Origin of the sequence: Bradyrhizobium sp. CIR18 (assembly GCF_014198295.1) — a bacterium.
Taxonomy (GTDB): Bacteria; Pseudomonadota; Alphaproteobacteria; order Rhizobiales; family Xanthobacteraceae; genus Bradyrhizobium.
This window is the reverse complement of the sequence record NZ_JACIHF010000003.1, coordinates 407,639-424,320: the sequence shown is the minus strand read 5'-3', so window position 1 is coordinate 424,320 and position 16,682 is coordinate 407,639. Positions and strand designations below refer to the sequence as shown.

14 protein-coding genes are annotated in these 16,682 nt (G+C 63.9%); 9 read left to right on the top strand and 5 right to left on the bottom strand.

Features of this window, described 5'->3' with window-relative positions:
- Window positions 1-129 precede the first annotated feature (129 nt).
- On the top strand, window positions 130-1,776 hold the full coding sequence (locus tag GGD65_RS14930) for a glycosyltransferase (protein ID WP_246783283.1): 1,647 nt from the start codon (window positions 130-132) through the stop codon (window positions 1,774-1,776).
- 11 nt (window positions 1,777-1,787) lie between these two features.
- On the opposite strand, the gene GGD65_RS14925 is transcribed toward GGD65_RS14930, so the two are convergent.
- Window positions 1,788-2,780, bottom strand: coding sequence for a glycosyltransferase (locus tag GGD65_RS14925; RefSeq protein ID WP_183235739.1), 993 nt, complete (start codon window positions 2,778-2,780; stop codon window positions 1,788-1,790).
- Between GGD65_RS14925 and GGD65_RS14920 the strand changes: the two genes are divergently transcribed.
- Complete coding sequence (locus GGD65_RS14920; RefSeq protein WP_179732273.1) at window positions 2,679-2,903, top strand: hypothetical protein; 225 nt, start codon at window positions 2,679-2,681, stop codon at window positions 2,901-2,903. The genes GGD65_RS14925 and GGD65_RS14920 overlap by 102 nt on opposite strands.
- Window positions 2,904-2,942: 39 nt before the next feature.
- Here GGD65_RS14920 and GGD65_RS14915 read toward each other — a convergent pair whose 3' ends face one another.
- Window positions 2,943-3,512 carry a class GN sortase gene (locus GGD65_RS14915; RefSeq protein ID WP_183235854.1) on the bottom strand — a complete coding sequence of 190 codons (570 nt, stop codon included), beginning with the start codon at window positions 3,510-3,512 and terminating at the stop codon, window positions 2,943-2,945.
- 116 nt (window positions 3,513-3,628) lie between these two features.
- Window positions 3,629-5,890 carry a marine proteobacterial sortase target protein gene (locus GGD65_RS14910; protein WP_183235738.1) on the bottom strand — a complete coding sequence of 754 codons (2,262 nt, stop codon included), beginning with the start codon at window positions 5,888-5,890 and terminating at the stop codon, window positions 3,629-3,631.
- A 187-nt stretch (window positions 5,891-6,077) separates the two neighbouring features.
- Here GGD65_RS14910 and GGD65_RS14905 point away from each other — a divergent pair, with 187 nt between their 5' ends.
- Together GGD65_RS14905 and GGD65_RS14900 are read left to right on the top strand one after the other, a co-directional pair.
- Entirely contained in the window at window positions 6,078-6,848 is a 771-nt protein-coding gene (locus GGD65_RS14905; protein ID WP_183235737.1) for a helix-turn-helix transcriptional regulator, read from the top strand.
- A 48-nt stretch (window positions 6,849-6,896) separates the two neighbouring features.
- Window positions 6,897-8,387: a glycosyltransferase family 2 protein gene (locus tag GGD65_RS14900; protein WP_183235736.1), complete on the top strand. Its 1,491-nt coding sequence runs from the start codon at window positions 6,897-6,899 to the stop codon at window positions 8,385-8,387.
- On the opposite strand, the gene GGD65_RS14895 is transcribed toward GGD65_RS14900, so the two are convergent.
- Together GGD65_RS14895 and GGD65_RS14890 are read right to left on the bottom strand one after the other, a co-directional pair.
- Window positions 8,384-9,607, bottom strand: coding sequence for an ABC transporter substrate-binding protein (locus GGD65_RS14895; protein WP_018316790.1), 1,224 nt, complete (start codon window positions 9,605-9,607; stop codon window positions 8,384-8,386). The genes GGD65_RS14900 and GGD65_RS14895 overlap by 4 nt on opposite strands.
- A 76-nt stretch (window positions 9,608-9,683) precedes the next feature.
- Window positions 9,684-11,234, bottom strand: a complete 1,551-nt coding sequence (locus tag GGD65_RS14890; RefSeq protein WP_183235735.1) for a long-chain fatty acid--CoA ligase — start codon at window positions 11,232-11,234, stop codon at window positions 9,684-9,686.
- A gap of 264 nt (window positions 11,235-11,498) precedes the next feature.
- On the opposite strand from GGD65_RS14890, the gene GGD65_RS14885 reads away from it, so the two are divergent.
- The 5 genes from GGD65_RS14885 to GGD65_RS14865 all read left to right on the top strand — a co-directional run bounded on the left by GGD65_RS14885 (window position 11,499) and on the right by GGD65_RS14865 (window position 16,630).
- Window positions 11,499-12,635, top strand: coding sequence for an acyl-CoA dehydrogenase family protein (locus tag GGD65_RS14885; RefSeq protein WP_183235734.1), 1,137 nt, complete (start codon window positions 11,499-11,501; stop codon window positions 12,633-12,635).
- 133 nt (window positions 12,636-12,768) lie between these two features.
- Window positions 12,769-13,932 carry an acyl-CoA dehydrogenase family protein gene (locus tag GGD65_RS14880; RefSeq protein ID WP_183235733.1) on the top strand — a complete coding sequence of 388 codons (1,164 nt, stop codon included), beginning with the start codon at window positions 12,769-12,771 and terminating at the stop codon, window positions 13,930-13,932.
- Window positions 13,932-14,588, top strand: coding sequence for a glutathione S-transferase family protein (locus GGD65_RS14875; protein WP_028139679.1), 657 nt, complete (start codon window positions 13,932-13,934; stop codon window positions 14,586-14,588). The genes GGD65_RS14880 and GGD65_RS14875 overlap by 1 nt, the downstream gene beginning before the upstream one ends.
- 175 nt (window positions 14,589-14,763) lie before the next feature.
- A complete protein-coding gene (locus tag GGD65_RS14870) occupies window positions 14,764-15,564 on the top strand; it encodes an AraC family transcriptional regulator (protein WP_092251622.1) in 801 nt (266 codons plus the stop codon).
- Between the two features lie 199 nt (window positions 15,565-15,763).
- Window positions 15,764-16,630 (top strand): 3-keto-5-aminohexanoate cleavage protein, encoded by an 867-nt coding sequence (locus GGD65_RS14865; protein WP_179732987.1) that lies wholly within the window; start codon window positions 15,764-15,766, stop codon window positions 16,628-16,630.
- The last annotated feature ends 52 nt before the right edge of the window (window positions 16,631-16,682 follow it).

The window sequence follows — 16,682 nt, the reverse complement described above, 5'->3', positions numbered from 1 at the left end:
GCTCCATGCCGCGAGACGGAATGGGCAGGATCTGACGATAAGGCTAGCATCACGAGACTTTTGGCGAAAGTGCGAACGGTCCGGCAAGATGCTAGGAAACCGTGACCCTCATTCTCGCAAATGGTGATCATGCCGCTGCTGTCCATCGTGGTGCCGACCCTCGATCGTCCCGACACGCTTCGCCACGCGCTCGCGACCATGGCGTGCCAGCCTGCGCATGCAGATTGCGAGTTCATCGTTCAGAACAATGGCGGCAATCCCGAGATTGAGAAGATCGTCGCAGACCTCCAGGACGATCGCTTCAGGCATTTTGCCAGCGAGGTCGTTCTGACCATGACGGACAATTGGGAGACGGCGCTCGGCCACGCCTCGGGCGAGTACGTCGCCTTCATCGGCGACGACGACGGGCTGATGCCCTATGCATGCGCCGCGGCATCGGCGATGCTCTCCGGCCGAAACATCGATCTCCTGAGCTGGAGCGCCTACACCTATCACTGGCCGAGCTACTACCACCCGGCCTTCCGCAACCGGCTGCTTGCCGAGATCGACCTCACCTCGTCCGCACAGCGAGTTTCGTCGCGCGACGAACTGAGGCGCATCTTCGGTTTCCAGGCGAACTATGCGCATCTGCCGATGATCTACAATTCGTTCGTCCGCCGCAGCGTCATCGATCGAATGCGTGCGATCGGCGGCCGCTATTTCATCGGTCTATCGCCCGATGTGGCGTCCGGTATCGCCAACGCTGCGCTGACCGACAGTTTCATCCGGCTGTCGCGGCCGCTCAGCATGGCCGGATTCTCGCAGCACAGCACCGGTCACGCGCTGTTCTTCGAGACCACTGATCTGCTCGAGACGCCGCGAGGAGCGCGCGATTTCGGACCTATTGACGAGGATCTCCAACTTCCCGATCTCAACGCGCTCCAGCTCTTCATCGCCAAGGACATGCTTGTCCTCAAGCGTCTGCTGCTGGCGGATCACGACGAGGTGCGGCTCGACTTCAAGGCGCTGGCACAGGCGCTCGCGACCGACATCAACCATCGGCCGCCCCTGTATGATCGGACCGTGCAGACCATCGGCGAACTCGCGCGCACGCATGGGTTCGACGTCGCCGACATCATCATTCCTGCCCGCCTTGCGGACCGGCCGCCACCCGGCCGGGGTGTTAGCGTGACCGGACCGAACCGTGTGGCTTACGAGCTGGATGGTTCTGCGCTTGGGCTCAATTCGATTGCGGATGCAGTGCGCGTGATCGCGCAGTTCGTTCCGGATCAGGGGCCGTTCGATCCGGCCGCTCTGAAGGCTCCCGTGTCCTCGCCGATCCTCGGCGCAAAGCAGCTCGAATTCGCGCATGGCGGAGCGGGCGTCGCCGCGTTGATCGAGGGATGGAGCGAGCCGGAGCAATGGGGCACCTGGTCCATTGCCAGGAATTGCGTGCTCCGGTTCGAGGTCCATCCCATTCCGTCACGGCCGGTTGAGCTTGTGCTGGCGTGCCGGGCCTTCGTTTCCGAGAGGAATCCGCAATTGCAGGCGGCATGCCGCGTCGGCAATGGAGCGCCGCAGCAACTGACATTCTCGAGAGAGGCGTTCGCGGGCTTGCGCAGGTTGATGCTCGATCCCGCCGCGATTGCCGCCGACGGGACGCTGACCATCAGCCTGTCGCTATCCGATCCACGCTCGCCCGCGGATCTCGGACTGAGCCCCGACGCGCGACCTCTCGGCATCGGGCTCGAGCGGATCTGGCTCGATCACGATGTCCATGCGGCACGAGGTGGGTGATCGCCGCCCGCTCAGTATCCCAGCAGGCTCAGCTTGTGGGCGTAGTGAAAGATGACCTGCCTCGCGAGATAGGGGGCGATGGCGCGGCGAATCTGAATCTGTGTCGGATCGAAGCCGAGAGCGCGGCGCCGCAGGATGCCCATCTCCCGGACGCCGATCGCGTAGGTCGATGCCGTCTTCTGGGCATCATGGATTCGGAAGCAGGCGAGAAATCGCGGCAGGCGCACGAATTTGAATCCCGCGGCCTGCGCCCGCAGGATGAAGTCCCAATCCATCGCGTAGTGGAAGCTCTCGTCGATCGGACCGATCCTGTCCCATACGCGCCTGCGCCAGAACATCGTCTCCTGCGGGATATAGTCGGCATATTGCAGCGCGCGCCCGTCATGGGGCGGCAGCACGGCACGGCCCACCTCGAGTCCCTCGCGATCGACGAAGACGCGATGGCCATAGACGATGTCGACATGCGGATGCGACGTGAAGTAGTTGGCGACATAGGCCAGCGTCCCCGGCAGCAGCATGTCGTCGCTGTTGAGATAGGCCATGATCTCGCTGTCGACGCCGGCGAAGCCGAGATTGATGGCGTTCGATTGCCCGCTGTCAGGTTCGCTCTTCCAGCTGATGCTCTCGCCGCGGCCCTTCAGGAGATCAGCCGTGCCGTCGATCGAGGCGCCGTCCTGCACGTGGTAATACAGGTTCGGATAGTTCTGGCTCACGATGCTGTCGATCGTGGCGCCGAGATATTGCGCGTGGTTGTAGCTCGGCGTGACCATCGCGATCCGCGGTGCATTCTCATGGATCGAGGGTGCTGGCGGGAAAGCCATCAGGTTGAGCAGGCGCGGTGGATATTGCTCGAAGGTCCACATCGGCGGACGCCGCCAGAGGCTCCGAAGCGAAGATCTTCTTTGCCCGGCGGCGATGAGATCCTGATTCCTTTCGAGCAGCGCGACGCGATTTTCGAGCTGCTCCAATCGCTGTTCGAGGCGCTGCCTGAACTCGTCGTCCATCTATCGAGCTTTCGCAAATTACAACGTCCAAAACAATGGAATCTTCTTACAGGTCTCTGGTCGACGGCGCCAGTTCACGGTCGCGTCAAACGCGATGGACCCGGCGTGTCCGGCGCGGTTTGAGAAGGCTCGATCGTTCCCGGATGGGTCGATTGCGAACCGCTATTCACGCGTTTCGATCAAGGTGGCATGCAGGACGTAGCGCTCCGGGCCGGACGTAACGGCGTCGAACGGCCAGCAGGTCGCGAGCACGAGTTCCACGCCCTGCGTCGAGGGGGCGATGCCCGACGCGTCGAAACGGACAACGGCCGAAGAATCCGCCCGATAGTGAAAATGCTTGCCGTCGCGGCGGGTGACCTCAATGACGTCTCCGACGGCAACATTCCGCAAGAAGCGGAAATGGGTGTCACGATGCGCTGCGTATACGGCAACTCCCCGCTCGCCGGCATCAACCGTTTGATGGATGTGGCCCGGTCCGAAGGCGAGCGCCTGGCCGCTCGTACCTTCCAGCACGATTGCGCTGGCGCCAATCCGCTTCACTTCGATCCGCGCGACCGGCCAGGTATCGGCCCATGCCCATGGTTTGATCGCCTCGCCCGTCGCAAGGCTCTTGTCGAACGCGCGCTCCAGCAGCACCTGCGCCAGCCACGCCTTGGCATGGATGTAGGCGCCGTCGCCGAACAGGATGAGTCCGATCAGTGCCAGAACCAGGGGAGATAAGAGGCGGAGCATGACATCTACTCTCGTCACTTCGCTCTTCACAATGACAGAGAAAAAGGCGCGCGCGGCCGTTGGTATGGGACGGGCAGCCGCGCGCGCTAACAGAGGAGCTCGGGGAGGCTCCTCTCTCAAGCGGCGTCGGTGAGCAAGAGCCGACGCCGGTTGAACACGAACAGGATCAGGGCGAGCACGATCAGGACCAGGCCTGCGATCATCTTCAGCTCGGCTGAAGTTGCTGTCTTGGGCAGACGGATCGCGTCAGGCCCTGCGGGTGTCGGACGCCGCGCGGCCGGTGAGGTGCGCGCATCGGCGTGGCGTTCACGCAAGTGTGCCGGGACCTGCGGCCGTTCGCCGAACACCTTCTCGAACTCCCAGCCGGCCGGCAGGTTGATCGGCAATTCGCTGAGCTTGAGCGGCGCGCCTTCGGGCCGGCTCGGCGTCTTGTCGACGGCGACAAGGCTGGTCAGGCGCGTGACGATCTGATGGTCGAGCGCCAGCGCCAGGATCGCCTTGTCGGCCTCCTCGGGCGCGAGCTCCCGCATGGCGCGCGCCACTTCGGCATCACCGATCTTGCGCCTGGCCCAGAGTTTCGACAGGCCGTTGCCTTCGGCGGCATTTTGCAGCGGCAGGGTTACCGACCATGGACGATCGCCGACCCGCCCCTTGATCTCGAGCGAGCCTGCGAGCTTGTCGAGCTTTGCTGCCAGCACCAGCGGCTCGTCGCGATAGACGTCGGGGATGATCGTCGGGGTGATGTCGGCGTTGGCCTCGGAGAATTTCGCGGTAAGGCCGGTTACGGCGGGGTTTTCCAGCTTGGCAAACAAGCCACGCATGCGCTCCTCCACCTGCTCGACGGAGCCGATGTGGGTGAAGGCACCACGGCCGAGCTCGGCGGCGCGTGTCATGAGATAGGTGTTGGGCGCCGACCCGATGCCGACCATGAAGACGCGCGAGCGGCCGCGCATCGCCGTGATCGTTTCGAACAATTGCTGTTCGTTGCCGATTGCGCCGTCGGTCAGGAAGACGACCTGGCGAACCATGCCGGTGTCGCCGAGCTTGTCGGCCAGCGCGGCGCGCATTGCCGGCACCATCTCGGTGCCGCCGCGCGCCTGCAACGCGCTCACGAACGAGGTGGCATCACCGACATGGGCCGCGTCTGCCGGCACGGAATCGGGAAACAGCACATCCATGGTATCGTCGAAACGGATGACGTTGAAGTGGTCGGTCGGCTGGAGCCGCGACAGAGCGTAGGCGAGGCTCGCCTTGGCCTGGACGATCGACGTGCCGCCCATCGAGCCCGAATTGTCGATCACGAACACGACCTCACGCGGCAATGGCTTTTGTGTCGTCTGTTCTGCGCTGGGCGGAGTGACGAAGGCGAGCAGGTAGTCGGCGTCGCCGACATGTTCGCGGAACAGGCCGACCGACGGCGCCTTCTCGGCGGCGGGCTTCCAGGTCAGCTCGAAGTCGCGGTCGGCGGGGACCGCGCCGTCGGCGAGCGTAATGACGCGATCCGTGTTGTCCGGACTTTCGACCTTGACCTTATGGTGGTGGCTCTTGACCTCGCCGAGCGCGAAGCCGGCCTTCAGGCGCACCGTGATGCTGGTCGGATTGACCGGTGCATTCCTGGCGGGATCCAGCACAGGCGGCGAGATACGGTCACTGTCCGGGACCGGGTCCGAGGTCGCCGCGCCCCAGCCCGATCCGTCCTTGCGGAAGTCGACGCTCTGGACGATCGGCGCCGGATTGTAGCGCGGTCCGACCACCAGCGGCAGGCGCAGCGAATATTCGTTGCCGGATTGATGCACGGGTTCCTGATATTCGATCTGCACCAGCACGGTCTCGCCGGGGCCGATATTGGCAACCGAATTGGTGAAGATGTTCGGCCGCTCCTGCTCGGTGAGCGCAGCTCTCTGACCGGTGCGGCGCGCCTCTTCGTAGATCACGCGGGCCTGCTGCCGCTCCTTGATGTCTCCGACGATGACGCGGTCGCCGACCACCATCTTCAGCGTATCGACGGCGCCGCTGGTCGCGAGCGGATAGACATAGGTTGCTTCGACCCAGTCCTTGGTCGGATTGCGGAAGATTTGGGTGACGCGCGCGCGCAGCGTCGGGCCCGAGACGGTGATGTCGATGTCGGTGCCGAGGCGGATCGCTTCGGTGGTGGCGCCATCCTCCTTCAGGAGGAGGGAGCCGGACTTGGCGTCGCCGGGCTGGAGCAGGCTGGCCTGCTCTGTCGTGGCCGACCAACTGGTCCCGAAGCTGACGAGCAGGGCTATGAAGGCCATCAGCATCACCGCGATGCCCTGCGCGAGAAGAAACAATCCGAGCTTGATCAGCCCCTTCAACATGGGGTGCTCGTCGTTGTCGGCTGTGTCGTAGGTGTCCATTGGCCTGCTCCCGAAAGGACGTTTGCTGGCTCTGAGCATTCGCTGGGAGGGGCCGATTTTGCGAGCAGAATGATCGGTCATGTTCCGCCGCGGCCGGCCCGCGCAGGCCGCCGTGGGGGCGCCCATGTGCGGTTTTGTGCTGGTTTGTCCGCCCTGCTAGAATGGCCGTGCTGGAGCAGGGTTAGCGATGCAGATTCAGGACAAATCCGCCGACAAGCAGCTTTCGGACGAGCAGAGCCGCGAGATCGCCGAGACCATTCGCGAGGAGCTCGCCAGATGCCGGATCTCCCGGCAGGCGCTGGCCGAGCAGGCCAAGCTCAGCCTGTCGACGCTGGAGAAGGTGCTCGGCGGCCGACGCCCGTTTACGCTGGCGACGACGGTCCGGCTGGAGCAGGCGCTGGGCGTCTCCTTGCGGAAGAGTCCCGTCGTGGCGGCGCCTCAGGCCGCCAACGATGTCGCTCCCGACAGTCTTGGCTCCTATGCGCATCGCGCCGTGACCTGGCTCGAGGACGTCTACATCACGCTGCGGCCGTCGTTCGGCGACAAGGACGCGATCTTCGCGTACCGCACCGAGATCGTCTGGGAGCCGAAGGTGTCTTCGCTGGTCTTTCGGGAGGGCGATCGCACCGATACCGCCTACGAGCATACCGGCGAGGTCGCCGTCCCGCATCAGTCAGGCTTCATCTACCTCGTCATCATCAAGCACGGCCAGCATCGCGTGATCACAGTGTCGCGGCCGACGGTCGCCGGCGAGATGTACGGCATCATCTCGACGCTCCGCGCCGGGCCTGGTTCACAGCTCACGCCGATCGCAGCGCCGATCGCCTACGTACCGCTCCGGAACGTCCCGAAGCCGTCGCTGGGGAGGGTCGGGCCCGGCGACGCCAACCATGCGTTGTACGGAAAGCATCTGCGCCGCACGGTGGAAGAATCCTTCGCACTGTTTCTGTCGGTATAGTCCGCAAGAAAGAATCCGGAATGGCGTTGCCTGCGTCTATAAGGGGGTATGCAGAACGCGCGCGCCCCATGCCTCGGCGAATCTCCGCTGTTCTCCATCATCATCCCGCTCGAATATCATCGCGGGCAATGGGAGCAGTCCTGGCTCGGCTGGACATCGCAGACCGCGGACAAGTCGCTTTACGAAATCATCCTGGTCGTGCCACCGGATTTCAAGACGCGCGAGGCGTTGAAGGCGCTGGCCGGCGACGAGGCTCGCCTCGAGTTCACTGATTCCGAACACGATATCGGGCTGTGCGCATTCGGCGCAACCAAAGCCCGCGGCAGCTATCTGTTCTTCACCGAATCGCACTGCTGGCCCGCGCCCGATGTGATCGAGCTGTGTATCCGCGCCATCGAGGCTCATCCCGAGTGGGCCGGCTTTTCCTGCCATTCGGTTCCGATCTGCCACAATCGATTGTCCGTGGCGGAGGCTGCGATGTACCAGGCCGACATCGAGTTCGGCATGAAGCGGCATCCCTGGCGCAAAGTGCTTGATCAGTGCTTCGTGACGCGGCGCGACGTCTATTGGGAATGCGGCGGCCTGCGCGAGGAGCTCGGCCATTTCGCCGAATGGGTGCTGGCTGCGGCATATCACGCGAGAGGCCATGCCATTGGTTATCTGCAAGAGGCGCGCTTCCATCACTATTACATAGGCAAGATCGGCGAGCTTAAGACTTTCACGCTCGATTTCGTTCGGGGCGAGATCCGCTATCTTGGCGAGGCGCACCGTGATCCCGGTAGCGAGCTGCTGGAAGTGCCCACCGAGTGGAGCAAGCGCGACGATTTCGACACCGCGCTTGCGCGGAGTGCCCTCGGCGCACGGATGCGATCCGCTCGAGTGAACGGCGAAAGCGTGCAGGCGCTCGGGCGCTGGGGCGTGATCGCGTTGGTCGGCGGCCGCTCTGCGCGCAGTTCAGCGCGCCTCTCCGCAGTCTATGCCCGCTGTGTGCTGACCATGCTCACCATGGGCGGCTCTCCCGACAGCATCGCGCGTTGGCTGAAGCGCTATATCGCCTCACTGATTCACTTTCAGCGCCTCGATTGCATTCAGGGCGGCAGCGAGCCCGCTGGCACGAAGCTGTCGCGTCTCGGGGATGAGGTGATGGCGCAAGCCGGCTTCCACGCGTGCGAGGTCTGGCAGGGCCACAGCTTTCGCTGGAGTGAGCCGGAAGCTGCCTTGCGGATCAAGGTGTCGCCCGGACGCAGCATCATCCGCATCGTATCGCCCGAGATTCGCGAGCCTTTGGATCGAATCGGGGTAAGATTTTATCTCGACGGCGTACGAGTCGCCGATGCAGCGATCGCGATCGACGCCGGTGCTTTCGTCCTGCAACTCGATCGACCGTCATCAGGCACGGCGATACTGGCATGGACATGTCCGCGCTTTGCGGCCGCCGGCGACGATCGCCGGCTGGGTTTGCCGGTGGCGGAGATCCGCATGGCGGCGGGCGAAGGCGCGAGCTGCGCGCCATCGCCCACGGCCATCATGTGCAACTAACCGCCCGTTTCGGCGCTGATGATATCGCCGAACAGCTCCCACTGGCCGGCCTTGAAGCGGATCATCTTGAGCTGCTCGATCGGCGCGAAATCGTTGGCGCCGGTGTTGATCTTGATGCCGGGGATCAGCGTATCGGGCGTAAAGTCCTTCAGGCTGGCGGCCTGCTTCATCACGTTCTCTCGCGTCAGATTGTCTCCGCACTGCTTCAGGGTCTGCGCCAGGGTCTGCGCTGCGGCATAGCCGTAGACGAGGTTGGTGTCGGAGACGTTGGCGCCCGGCATGTATTTGTCGATGAAGGCGAGAAATTTCTTCATGCCTTCGTCGTCCTTCCATTGCGGATCGGACGCGTCCTTCAGATAGGTCGCCGACAGCACGCCTTCCGACGCGTCGAGGCCCGCGGGTCTCATCACGGCGCCGATCGAGATCGAGACGTCGGTCATCACATGCATCGGCTTCCATTCGAGCTCGGCGATCTTCTTGATCGCCTGTGCCGCGAATTTCGGCGTCGAGATGTTGACGAAGACGTTGGCGCCGGTTCCCTTCAGCTTGACGATGTGGGAATCGATCGACGGCTCGGTGGTCTCATAGCTCTCCTCCGCGACGACCAGCGAGGAGGCCTTGTCGCCGAAGATCTCCTTGATGCCGGCGACGTAGTCCTTGCCGAAATCGTCATTGGCATAGAAGATCGCGACCTTGGCATCTGGCTTGGCCTGCAGGATGTATTTGGCGAAGATCCGCGCCTCGACCCGGTAGCTGGGCTGGAAGCCCATGGTCCAGGGAAAATTCTTCGGGTCGTTCCACTTGCTGGCGCCGGTGGCGAGGAACAGCTGCGGCACCTTCTTGGCATTGTGATATTTCTGCACGGCGGTCTGGGTCGGGGTGCCCAGCGCGTTGAAGATCAGGAATACTTCGTCGCTCTCGATCAGCTTGCGGACCTGCTCCACGGTCTTGGGCGGCGAATAGCCGTCATCGTAGGAGATCCAGTTGATCTTGCGGCCGTTGATGCCGCCCTGGTCGTTGACCATCTTGAAATAGGCTTCCTCTGTCTTGCCGATGATGCCGTAGGCGGAGGCCGGACCGGAATAGGCCTCGACGTTGCCGATCTTGATCTCGGTGTCGCTGGCGCCGGTGTCGTATTTCTTCTGCGCGAAAGCGCCCTGGGTGGAGAGTAGCGTCAGGGCAGTTGCCGCGGCGAGCAGGACGAGTTTCTTGTTCTTCATGGAAATTCCTTGGGGTTTCTTGTTGGGTCGAGCAGGCACTTCAAAAAAGAAAAAGCGCCCGCGAGGGGCGCTTGGGTCAGGCGTTGGCGACTTTCTTGTCGACTTCGGAGGCCACCGAGAACTCCTTGCGCAAGGTCGGCTTGTGGATCTTGCCCGTGGCGTTGCGCGGCAGCGCGTCGACGAAGCGGATCTGGCGCGGACATTTGAAGCGCGCCAGATTGGCCGCGCAATGCGCGAGGACATCGACCTCGGTCAGCTTTTGGCCCGGCTTGACCGCGACGATAGCAAGGCCCACTTCGCCCCATTGCGGATCGGAAATGCCGATCACGGCAGCTTCGGCAACGGCCGCGAGCTGATGCAGGACGTTCTCGACCTCGGCCGGATAGACGTTCTCGCCGCCGGAGATGTACATGTCCTTCCAGCGGTCGACGATGTAGTAGAAGCCCTCCTCGTCGACGCGCGTCGCGTCACCGGTGTGCAGCCAGCCGTCGGTGAAGGAGGTCTTGTTCGCCTCCGGCCTGTTCCAGTAGCCCGGCGTGATGTTCGGCCCCTTGACCCAGAGCTCACCGAGCTCGCCGACATCGGCATCGCTGCCGTCAGGACGCACGATGCGCACTTCGGTGTGCAGCACGGGCTTGCCGGCGGAGCCGGCCTTTCGCGCCGCATCCTCGCGGTCGAGCACCAGCACGGCCGGCGAGGTCTCGGTCATGCCGTAGCCCTGCTGGAGCGCGACTCCGCGCGCCTCCCACACTTTCAACAGCGGCACCGGCATCGGCGCGCCGCCGACGCCGCCGACGATCAGCCGGCCGAGATCGGTCGTCGCGAAGGCGGGGTGCTGCGCCATGAACTGGTAGATCGCGGGCACGCCGAAGAACACGTTGATGCCCTGCGCGGGGTCGTTGATCAGGCCGAGCGCGGTGCCGGGATCGAACGCGCGCATGATCATCACGGTGCCGCCGGCATGCAGCACCGGATTGGTGTAGCAATTCAGCCCGCCGGTGTGGAACAGCGGCAGCACGGTGAGCAGCACCGAGGACGGCCCGATGCAGGCGGGGCCGCCGAGATTGACGCAATTCCAGAAGGTCATGCCATGGGTGATGGTCGCGCCCTTCGGATGTCCCGTCGTGCCCGACGTGTACATGATGGTCGAGACGTCATCGAGCGTGACCTGCTCGATCGCCTCGAGCGGCTTTGCGCCGGCGATGCCGGCCTCATAGGCCCCGCCGGGCCCGAGCAGCAGGCTGGTCGCAATGCCGCACAGCTTTGCGACGCTGAGCGCGGTCTCGGCCAGATCGGTGTCGTGGATCATCACCTTCGGTGCGCAATCGCTGGTGATGAACTGAAGCTCGGGAACGGTGAGGCGGGTGTTCAGCGGCACGAAGATCGCGCCCAGGCGGCCGCAGGCGAACTGCACCTCCAGCGTATCGGTCGTGTTCAGGGCCAGCACCGCGACGCGGTCGCCGCGTGAGACGTTCAGCGTATGGCGCAGGAATGAGGCGAGGCGCGAGACGCGGGCGTCCAGCTGTGCATAGGTGAAGCGGCGCTCGCTCGCAAGATCGACCAGCGCGACCTTGTCAGGCGTGCGGCGGCCATGGTGAACGATCCAGTCGTAGTAACGAACGGCCAAGAATTCCTCCCTCGGCGGCCTTTGCCGCCTGCATCGCTGTTGCCGTGCACCATGCCCGGCGTGGCCCTGGGGACCAGCCGGAGTTGGTGCATCGACGTTTTTTGACTTGGAGTTGGCGCGCGAGGGGTCAAAATCGTCTTGCGTTGAGTTGCTAGGCCATGGCCTGCGCCGCAGTGGTTCTTTGGTCAGCCACTCTGCGCAAGTGAGCAGCCGATGTTCCGGCCATGGTGAACGAGACGAATCCGTCCGCGAGGCGAGACTGCGATGAAGAGCCCGTTCTATACCGCCGAGCACGATGCCTTCCGCGAAATGATGCGCCGCTTCGTCGAGAAGGAGATCTCCCCGTTCGCCCATGAGTGGGACGAGGCCGGCGAATTCCCGCGCGCGCTCTATCGCAAGGCGGCCGAGATCGGCCTGTTGGGGCTGGGATTCCCCGAGGAATATGGTGGGATCGCCGCCGACCAGTTCATGAAGATCGTGGCCAGTCAGGAGCTGGCGCGCGCGGGCGCCGGCGGCGTCAGCGCCAGCCTGATGAGTCACACCATCGGCTCGCCACCGATTGCGCGGGCGGCACGGCCGGAGGTAAAGGCACGCGTGCTGCCGCAGGTGCTGTCAGGCGACAAGATCTCCGCGCTCGCGATCACCGAGCCGGGCGGCGGCTCCGATGTCGCGAACCTCGCCACAAGGGCGCGGCGCGACGGCGATCACTACGTCGTGAGCGGCGAGAAGACCTTCATCACCTCGGGGATGCGCGCCGACTATCTGACCGTTGCGGTGCGCACGGGCGGCGAAGGTGCCGGCGGCGTCAGCCTGCTCCTGATCGAGGGCGATACGCCCGGCCTGTCGCGCACCAGGCTGAAGAAGATGGGCTGGTGGGCCTCCGATACCGCGACGCTGCATTTCGACCAATGCCGCGTGCCGGCCGAAAACTTGATCGGCGAGGAAGGCCAGGGCTTCAAGATCATCATGCAGAATTTCAACAGCGAGCGCATGGGCATGGCGGCCGCCTGCACCGCCTTCGCGCGGGTTTGCCTGGACGAGGCGATCGCCTACGCCAAGGAGCGCAAGACTTTTGGCAAGCCGCTGGCGCAGCACCAGGTCATCAGGCACAAGATCGTCGACATGGCGCAGAAGGTGGCGGCGTCACAGGCGATGCTGGAGATGCTGGCCTGGCGGCTCGAGCAGGGCGAGAGCCCGGTCGCCGAAATCTGCATGATGAAGAACCAGGCGACGCAGACCATGGCCTTCTGCGCCTCGGAAGCCGTACAGATCTTCGGCGGCGCCGGCTTCATGCGCGGCATCAAGGCCGAGCGCATCTACCGCGAGGTCAAGGTCAACGCCATCGGCGGCGGCACCGAGGAGATCATGAAGGATCTGGCCAGCCGGCAGATGGGGTTGTGATCACCACCGTGGGGCGATGCCAAGCGCCGAACTACGATGCGCAATTGCGCATCGGAGAATCTCGACATTGTAGGACTGATCTCTGGTTTCCGGGTTCGCGCTTCGCGCGCCCCGGAATGACAAAGGGGAAAGAATGCTATTCACCGCCGACCACGACGACATTCGCCGTAGCTTACAAAAGTTCATCGCCAACGAGATCAATCCTCATGTCGATGAATGGGAAAAGGCCGACATCTTCCCGGCGCACGAGCTGTTCAAGAAGATGGGCAGCCTCGGCTTCCTCGGCCTGAACAAGCCCGTGGAGTTCGGCGGCTCCGGCCTCGACTACTCCTACGCGCTGATGATGGCGGAGGAGCTGGGTGCCATCACCTGCGGCGGCGTGCCGATGGCGATCGGGGTGCAGACCGACATGGCGACGCCCGCGCTGGCGCGGTTCGGCTCGGATGAGGTGCGCCGCGAGTTCCTGGCGCCCTCGATCTCGGGCGATTTCGTCGCCTGCATCGGCGTCTCCGAGCCCGGTGCGGGCTCCGACGTGGCCTCGATCAAGACCCAGGCGCGCTCCGACGGCGACGATTATGTCATCACCGGCGGCAAGATGTGGATCACCAACGGCACCCAGGCCGACTGGATCTGCCTGCTCGCCAACACCGGCGACGGGCCCGTTCACCGCAACAAGTCGCTGATCTGCGTGCCCATGAAGAGCAAGGGCGTCACCGTCGCCCGCAAGCTCGACAAGATGGGCATGCGCTCCTCCGACACCGCGCAGATCTTCTTCGACAATGTCCGCGTGCCCAAGCGCAACCGGATCGGCGAGGAGGGCAAGGGCTTTACCTACCAGATGATCCAGTTCCAGGAGGAGCGGCTCTGGGGTGCGGCGGCCTGCCTGAAGGCGCATGAATACATCATCGATCAGACCATCGAATATACCCGCAACCGCAAGGCCTTCGGGAAGTCGATCCTCGACAACCAGGTGGTGCACTTCAAGCTGGCGGAGATGCAGACCGAGGTCGAGCTGCTGCGCGCGCTGATCTATCGGGCCGCCGAGCAGCTGGTGGCCGGCGAGGACGTGACGAAGCTCGCCACCATGGCCAAGCTCAAGGCCGGCCGGCTCGGCCGCGAGCTCACCGACGCCTGCTTGCAATATTGGGGCGGAATGGGCTTTACCAACGAGACGCCGGTCAGCCGCGCCTATCGCGACAGCCGCCTGACCTCGATCGGCGGCGGTGCCGACGAGGTCATGCTGATGGTCCTGTGCAAGATGATGGGCACGCTGCCCGGCAGCAAAGGAAACGCCTGATGATCACGCTCTATCACTGCGACGCCGCGCGCTCGTTCCGCCCGCTCTGGATGCTGGAGGAGATGGGGCTGCCGTATGAGCTGAAGATGCTGCCATTCCCGCCGCGGGTCTTCGCCAAGGAATATCTCGCGCTCAATCCGCTCGGCACGATTCCCTTCATGGTCGACGGCGAGACGAAGATGACCGAATCCTCCGGCATCTGCCACTATCTCGGCATCAAGCATGGCCCGACGCCGCTGATGGTCGGGCCGGAAGATCCCGCCTATGGCGCGTTCTTGAACTGGATGTATTTCAGCGACGCCACGTTAACCTTCCCGCAGACGCTGGTGCTCCGATACACCCAGCTCGAGCCGGAGGAGCGGCGCAATCCGCAGGTCGCCGGCGACTATGCAAAATGGTTCCTCGGCCGGTTGCGCGCTGTCGAAGCCGCGACGGCCAATGCCGAAACATTATGCGCCGGCCGCTTCACCGCCGCTGACATTGTCATCGGTTATGCGCTTCGGCTGGCCGACAACATCGGGCTTGCCAAGGATTTTGGGCCAAATGTCGCAGCCTATTGGGCCCGCCTGCAGCAGCGCGACGGTTTCAAGCGTGCGGTTGCTGCGGAACAGAAGGCTGGCGCCGAGCAGAATGTTGCACCGCGCGTGAGGGCGTAAACCTCCGCGCGTCGAGACTATAGTCTCACGATGGTTCCGGACCGGCGCATCGCTGTCCTGGAATGCCAACGCTTTGCGCTCGATGACAGCGCTATCCCGTCGTGACAGCGCCCAAATTTCCGCTAAGGTGACCTCCGTCCGCAGCGGCCAGAGAGCCGCGCGAGGAGGATCCCCAATGGAAGATAAAGGTCGCGAATCCGACCATCTGATGCTGATCACGCCGGAGCGGGTATTCTATGCCGGCCTGCTCGGGCGCCCTCGCAAGCGGACCCCCGGCTGCTGCCATATCTACGTCGCGGTGAAAGGCAGCCTGCACCTGACGATCGACGACGTCCACACGTCGGACGAACTGATCGTGACCCTGCCGAACCAGCGGCATTCCATCGCCAGCGACTACCGCACTGCAATCAGCGTGACCCTCGAGCCGGAAAGCATGCCGGATGGCGTGATCGAGGCTTTGGCCGAGCGGCTGCGCGGGCCAGACAAGGCTCTCTATGCCCGCAAGATCCTGGCCGCTTACGCATTGCTGCGCCAGCGCCGTTATGGCGACATCACCACCGCCGAGTTCGACGAGATGTGCTTTGGCGAGGCGCTTGCTCGCCGCGAGCTCGATCCGCGCGTGACCCGCGCCGTCGCCCGCATCGAGCGTTTCTCCGGCGAGCCGGTGACGGCCGACACCTGTGCGGCGGAAGCAGGGCTCTCGGCCTCGCGCTTCCTGCATCTGTTCAAGGAAGAGACCGGCATCTCGTTCCGCTCCTTCCGCGCCTGGAAGCGCGCACGGCATCTGCTGCACTTCGCCAACCAGGACCTCAACCTCGCCCATCTCGCGCAGGACATCGGCTATCCCGACTCCACGCATTTCAGCCATTCGATCCGCCGCTTCTACGGATTGAAGCCGCGCGCGATCTTCGTCGGCTCGCGCGACCTTGCGATCTATCGCAGCACCGAGACGGTGAGGCTCGCGGAGGCGAGTTAGGCTCGCACTCGTAGGGTGGGCAAAGGCGCTCTTGCGCCGTGCCCACCACCTCTCGGCAACTGGCAAAGATGGTGGGCACGCTTCGCTTTGCCCACCCTACGAATTCGTCGTGTTTTCCAGCTTCTCCGCGCAAGAAGCCGCATGCCACCCATCCCATGATCGCAAGCGTTGAATTCTCAACGTGCGAGATATCCAAGGCATGAGCGACAAGGCCGTCATCACCTGCGCGCTGAACGGCGTGCTCACCGACCCCAAGCAGCACAATGTGCCCGTGACGCCCGAGCAGATGGCGCGCGAGGCCAAGGCTGCGTTCGACGCCGGTGCGTCCGTCATGCACATCCACCTGCGTCAGCAGGCGCCGGGCAAGGGCCATCTGCCGTCCTGGGAGGTCGCCGTCAGCAGGGAGATCCAGCAGGCGATCCGTGAAGCCTGTCCCGGCGTGATCATCAATCACACCTCGGGCGTGTCAGGGCCGAACTACTCCGGCGCGCTCGACTGCATCCGTGAGACCAAGCCGGAGATCGCCGCCTGCAACGCCGGCTCGCTGAATTATCTGAAGGTGAAGGCCGACAATACCTGGGCCTGGCCACCGATGATGTTCGACAACGCGGTCGAGAAGGTGAAGGACTATCTCGACGTCATGAACGCGGTCGGCACCATTCCCGAGTTCGAATGCTTCGACGTCGGCATCGTCCGCTGCGTCGGCATGTACACGCAGGTCGGCATGTACAAGGGACCGCTCGAGTATAATTTTGTGATGGGCGTCGCTTCGGGAATGCCTTCGGATCCGGAGCTGCTGCCGATCCTGATCAAGCTGAAACGTCCCGAGGCGCATTTTCAGGTCACCGCGATCGGCCGCGAGGAGATCTGGCCGCTGCACCAGCGCTGCGCCGAGCTCGGTGGCCACCTGCGCACCGGTCTCGAGGACACCTTCTATCTCGCCGACGGCAAGAAGGTGACATCGAACGGCCAGCTGATCGAAGCCGTCGCCGCCTGTGCCCGCCGTGCCGGCCGCGAGATCGCGAGCCCCGCCGAGGCGCGGAAGATCTTTGGGACGAATCGCTGAATGTAGCCCCAGCCATCATTGCGAGCGAAGCGAAGCAATCCAGAGTACATCC

What these genes read in the sequence shown, in the direction of transcription:
- GGD65_RS14905 (WP_183235737.1), top strand. Translation starts at nt 6,078, where the DNA reads ATGCAGATTCAGGACAAATCCGCCGACAAGCAGCTTTCGGACGAGCAG.
- GGD65_RS14885 (WP_183235734.1), top strand. Translation starts at nt 11,499, where the DNA reads ATGAAGAGCCCGTTCTATACCGCCGAGCACGATGCCTTCCGCGAAATG.
- GGD65_RS14925 (WP_183235739.1), bottom strand. Translation starts at nt 2,780, where the DNA reads ATGGACGACGAGTTCAGGCAGCGCCTCGAACAGCGATTGGAGCAGCTC.
- GGD65_RS14870 (WP_092251622.1), top strand. Translation starts at nt 14,764, where the DNA reads ATGGAAGATAAAGGTCGCGAATCCGACCATCTGATGCTGATCACGCCG.
- GGD65_RS14875 (WP_028139679.1), top strand. Translation starts at nt 13,932, where the DNA reads ATGATCACGCTCTATCACTGCGACGCCGCGCGCTCGTTCCGCCCGCTC.
- GGD65_RS14900 (WP_183235736.1), top strand. Translation starts at nt 6,897, where the DNA reads ATGCAGAACGCGCGCGCCCCATGCCTCGGCGAATCTCCGCTGTTCTCC.
- GGD65_RS14880 (WP_183235733.1), top strand. Translation starts at nt 12,769, where the DNA reads ATGCTATTCACCGCCGACCACGACGACATTCGCCGTAGCTTACAAAAG.
- GGD65_RS14865 (WP_179732987.1), top strand. Translation starts at nt 15,764, where the DNA reads ATGAGCGACAAGGCCGTCATCACCTGCGCGCTGAACGGCGTGCTCACC.
- GGD65_RS14915 (WP_183235854.1), bottom strand. Translation starts at nt 3,512, where the DNA reads ATGCTCCGCCTCTTATCTCCCCTGGTTCTGGCACTGATCGGACTCATC.
- GGD65_RS14930 (WP_246783283.1), top strand. Translation starts at nt 130, where the DNA reads ATGCCGCTGCTGTCCATCGTGGTGCCGACCCTCGATCGTCCCGACACG.
- GGD65_RS14910 (WP_183235738.1), bottom strand. Translation starts at nt 5,890, where the DNA reads ATGGACACCTACGACACAGCCGACAACGACGAGCACCCCATGTTGAAG.
- GGD65_RS14895 (WP_018316790.1), bottom strand. Translation starts at nt 9,607, where the DNA reads ATGAAGAACAAGAAACTCGTCCTGCTCGCCGCGGCAACTGCCCTGACG.